Source organism: Streptomyces sp. P5F9 (assembly GCF_057961495.1).
In genome coordinates this window covers 1-4,205 of sequence record NZ_JBXVPZ010000650.1, presented here as the reverse complement: position 1 = coordinate 4,205, position 4,205 = coordinate 1, and the positions used below count along the sequence as shown (strand labels likewise).

Annotated in this window: 5 protein-coding genes and 1 pseudogene; 2 read left to right on the top strand and 4 right to left on the bottom strand. The window is 70.2% G+C overall.

Annotated features, from left to right (window positions below; genetic code table 11):
• Positions 1–671 (top strand): polysaccharide deacetylase family protein (locus AC31A1_RS47725; protein WP_489659319.1); only part of this gene is annotated, 671 nt, incomplete at its 5' end.
• 194 nt (positions 672–865) lie between these two features.
• Here AC31A1_RS47725 and AC31A1_RS47720 read toward each other — a convergent pair.
• Positions 866–1,537, bottom strand: coding sequence for a class F sortase (locus AC31A1_RS47720; protein ID WP_366491755.1), 672 nt, complete (start codon positions 1,535–1,537; stop codon positions 866–868).
• A gap of 332 nt (positions 1,538–1,869) precedes the next feature.
• On the opposite strand from AC31A1_RS47720, the gene AC31A1_RS47715 reads away from it, so the two are divergent.
• Entirely contained in the window at positions 1,870–2,376 is a 507-nt protein-coding gene (locus tag AC31A1_RS47715) for a hypothetical protein (protein WP_393756116.1), read from the top strand.
• 95 nt (positions 2,377–2,471) lie between these two features.
• On the opposite strand, the gene AC31A1_RS47710 is transcribed toward AC31A1_RS47715, so the two are convergent.
• From AC31A1_RS47710 to AC31A1_RS47700, 3 genes and pseudogenes are all read right to left on the bottom strand, one after another.
• Positions 2,472–3,020: a hypothetical protein gene (locus AC31A1_RS47710; protein WP_318020460.1), complete on the bottom strand. Its 549-nt coding sequence runs from the start codon at positions 3,018–3,020 to the stop codon at positions 2,472–2,474.
• A gap of 222 nt (positions 3,021–3,242) precedes the next feature.
• Positions 3,243–4,007: a bestrophin-like domain gene (locus AC31A1_RS47705; RefSeq protein WP_489659318.1), complete on the bottom strand. Its 765-nt coding sequence runs from the start codon at positions 4,005–4,007 to the stop codon at positions 3,243–3,245.
• 16 nt (positions 4,008–4,023) lie between these two features.
• A pseudogene (locus AC31A1_RS47700) lies at positions 4,024–4,205 on the bottom strand (hypothetical protein); the annotation flags it as partial.

Sequence of the window (4,205 nt, the reverse complement as noted above, 5' to 3'; positions counted from 1 at the left end):
CCTACCGCCTCCAGCCCGTGGCCGGCTACGGCGCGCCCCACACCACCCTCGCCCACGTCCCGGTACGGCACGAACCCTTCCTGCGCATGTCCGGACGCGGCAACACCATGGTCCTGACCTTCGACGACGGACCCGACCCCCGCTACACCCCGCACATCCTCGACACCCTCGCCGAGTACGACGTCCGCGCCACGTTCTTCGTGTGCGGCGAGATGGCCGACTGGAACCGCGACCTGCTCGCCCGGATGTCCGACGAAGGCCACGTCGTCGGCAACCACACCTGGTCCCACCCGCTGCTCACCAAGATGACCCGCGGTCAGATCCGCTCGGAGATGGAACGCACCAGCGACGTCATCGAGGACGCCTACGGGGAGCGCCCGCAGTGGTTCCGCGCGCCCTACGGCGCCTGGAACCGGGCCGCCTTCCAGCTCGGCTCCGAGCTGGGCATGGAACCCCTCGCGTGGACCGTCGACACCCTGGACTGGGACACCCCCGGCGTCCCCCACATCGTCAACGCGGTCGAGGACGGCGCCGCCCCCGGCGTCGTGGTGCTCTCGCACGACGCCGGGGGCGACCGGACCCAGAGCGTGAAGGCGCTGCGCGAATACCTGCCGCACCTGCTGGACTCCGGCTACCACATGACGCTGCCGCGCCGCCGCACCACCACCTGACGGATCACAGGTCCTGTCGTCCCATTCCCGTCTGCCCGGAGGCGCCATGCACGCACTCTCGCCGCACCGGGCCCGGACCCGAGTACGTCCAGTACGCGGGTCCGGGCCCGGCACACCGAGAGCACGCACCTGACGCCTCCGGGCGGACGACGGGAATGGGACGACAGGACCTGGCCCGCCCGGCCGGGGAACGCTCAGCGGACCTCGACCAGGCGGGCGAAGACGACGACGTTCCCGTCGTAGCCGTTCTGCTTGGAGAAACCGCCGCCGCAAGTGATGACACGCAGTTCCGGAGTTCCCTTGGACGCGTAGACGCGGTCGCCGGGGAAGTCCTTCTTCTCGAAGACCTCGATGCCGTAGATCTCGAATACGGCCGTCTTTCCGTCCTTGCGCTCGACCTCGACGCGATTTCCCTTCTTGAGGGCCCCCAGTCCGTAGAACACGGCGGGGCCCATTTTGTTGTCGACGTGGCCGACGACGACCGCCGTGCCCTTTTCGCCGGGGGAGACGGCGCCGGTGAACCAGCCCGCCAGATTCGGGTCCTCCGGCGGCGGAGCGCCCACCCAGCCGTCCGCGTCCAGGCCCACCGGCATGACCGGGGCGTCGACCCGGATCGCCGGGATCCGCACCCGGTCGGCGACGGAGTACGGCAGCGGGGCCGGGACCTTGCCGAAGGTGGTGTGGCCGGTACGGGCATCGGCGGCGGCCGCCGTGGCCGGTTGCGGTGGCCCCACGTCGAACTCTCCCGAACCGTTCCGAATGAGCGCGAGACCGGTCAGCAGAACAAGCGCTATCACTCCCCACGGGGCGCGCTTCTTCTGCCGCTCCTCCTCTTCGGCAAGCTCGGACAGCTCCGACGCAGACATTCGCCATCCCCTCTCGACGCGGCCGTCGCCCCGTCCATCGCGCATACGAGAACGCTAAGTCCCGAAGCCGGAACCGGCGACGGGGAAAGCGCGAACGGGTGGCCCGGACATCCTTATGTGCGCCATACGAGTTGACGCCCGCAGGAATTTTCTGACGGTCCGTGACCTGCGGCAATATCCGATTGTGCGCTTTTCCTCCGGCGTGTCCTCTCACCAGGACGGACCATTCTCGAAATGCGGGCGCGTGCAAGGCATCTGAGGGTGCGTCTGGGAGGCGTTTTCTCGCCGATCGACCGGGGACGGGTCCCGGGGCGCCTTCCGCGGAGGATGACATGCGTACAACTCGTGCCCTGGCTGCCGCCGGTGCCGCGGTGGCCGTCCTGGGGCTCGCCGCCCCGGTGGCCGTCGCGGACGGCATGGGCGCCAGCCCCAGCAACATCGTCGCCCTGCCCAGCGTGATCGCCCGCGGCGGACAGCTCACCGTCACGGTCGACGGCTGCTTCAGCGGCGGCAACGCCATCGCCACCTCACCGGGGTTCGAACGCCCCGCCAACCTGTCCCTGCTCGGCGGCTCCGGTACGACGTCCAGCGGAACGGCCAGGATCAGCCGGTCGGCCACCCCGGGCTCGTACAGCATCACGGTCCGCTGCTCCAACGGCTCCTCGCTGACCCGTGACTCCGCCTACACCGTCATCGGCGGTGTCCGCGGCGGTCTCGGCGGCAGCAGCAGCGCCGGGGCGACCCCGACCGACATGGCGATCGGCGGCGGCCTGGTCGCCGCGGCCGTCGTGGGCGGCGGGGTGTTCTGGATGCGCCGCCGCACCGAGCGCGGGATCTGACCTCCTCCCCTTCGGAGTTCAGGCGCATGTGACAGGCCTTCGCCCCGGACCCTTGCGGGTTCCGGGGCGAAGGCCTGTGCGGGTGGCGGCTGTGGTCAGGCGCCGTCCTCTCCGGTGCGCCGGCGCGAGAAGTGGTAGGCCGCGCCCACCGAGCCCGCGATGAGGGCCGCGCCGATGCCGAGCTCCTTGAGATCGAAGCCGGCGATGCTGCCGCCCTCACCGGCGTGCACCCCTCGCGGAATCTGCTGGGCCGGCTGGAGCGGCTGGATGTTGTTGTTCGTGCGGCCGGAGGCGATGGTCAGACCCGTGGAGCCGCTCACGCCGTCACACGTGAACGTCACCTGGTACACCGCGCCCGGCCTGGCGTCCCAGTCGACCATCGCCGACGCCGAGGACTGCCCCGGTGAGATCCTGACGGTGTCGAAGACCCCGGAGGAGACCGTGGCGGAGCCCTTGCAACCGCCCTGGTCCCGGTCGAGCTGCAGGGTCACCTGGCCGCCCGCCGCGATCGTCGAGGGCAGGACGCTGAAGCCGAACGGCGTGATGTTGTGGTTGCCGTCGCCCTTCGCGACGGCGACCGGCGCGGACAGGGCGAGGGCGCTGATGCCCAGCAGTGCGGCCGAAGCGACGCGTATCGCGCGCATGGTGGTTCCTCCGGGTCCCCGAGGAGCAGCAGCGGACCTTTTCCGCTTGCGCCGTAAATGCACCTCGATGACCGAAACGCTAGGAACATGTGTGCGCTCCCGCGATCGCAGTCGCGCGAATGGGGCAACGGTGTGGGCCGCACAGGGGACACCGTTCGTGCGACCGGGGGACGCCCGCGGCGTGGCGGACGTCCCCCGCCGACCGGCTCCGGTGAGGGGCCGTCAGTCCTTCAGGTGCGGGAAGAGGTTCAGGAACGGCTGCGCCGAGGCCGTGATACCGCGGCTGTACGGCGCGTCGAAGTCCCAGATCAGGAACAGCAGAAAGGCGATCAGCGCCGAGAACAGCCCGGCGAGGATCAGCTCCCGTGTCGTACGCCGGATCTGCAGCGCGAACACCATGCCGATGGTGATCACGGCCCCGGCGAGCAGCCCGAACCACACCACCGAGGGCATGGTCGCCCCGGTGGAGTCCGCGCGGGCGTTGCGTGCCTGGTCCGCGGCGGCCACCTGGTCGACGAGCGGCTGGTAGGCCTGTGCCTGGAAGTCCGTCTTCGGCTGGTAGGCGGTGACGTCCTGACGGATGCGGTCGAGGAGGTCGGTCCCGCGCTGGGTGAGCTTCTCGTGGTCGGCCATCGTCTTCCACTCGACGTCGACGACCTGTGAGACGTAGGCGTTGACGTCGGCCCGGATACGGTCGCGGGCGTCCGGCGGATAGGCCTGGACCCGCTCCGAGACCTCGTGCAGCGCCTGCGCCTCCGCCTGGACATGGTCCTGGGCGGCGCTGCGGGCCTCCCAGACACCGGCGATCGCGAGGCCCAGGACGATGGCGTACACCACGCCGATCCACATCGTCATGTACTCGATGACGTCCGGAGTCTCACTGGGGTCCTCGTCCTCGGACGCCGAACGTTCGCGCAGGAACGTGATGATGACGACGACGACACAGGCCGCCGCCATCGCGAGGGCGAGAACAAGCCATTCCGACAAGAGGTTCCTCCGGGGATCAGCGGGGACGCAGCGCGACGATGGCGACCACCGCGGGCATGGTGATGAGCAGGACGTAGACGACCGGCGGCGTCCGGTTGGTGGCCGGCCGCGGACGCGGCTGGGCGTGGTACTGCGGATAACTCACCGGGGCCGCCGAGGGATGCGGGGTGGGCTTGGGCGATGGCTTCGGCGTCGGAG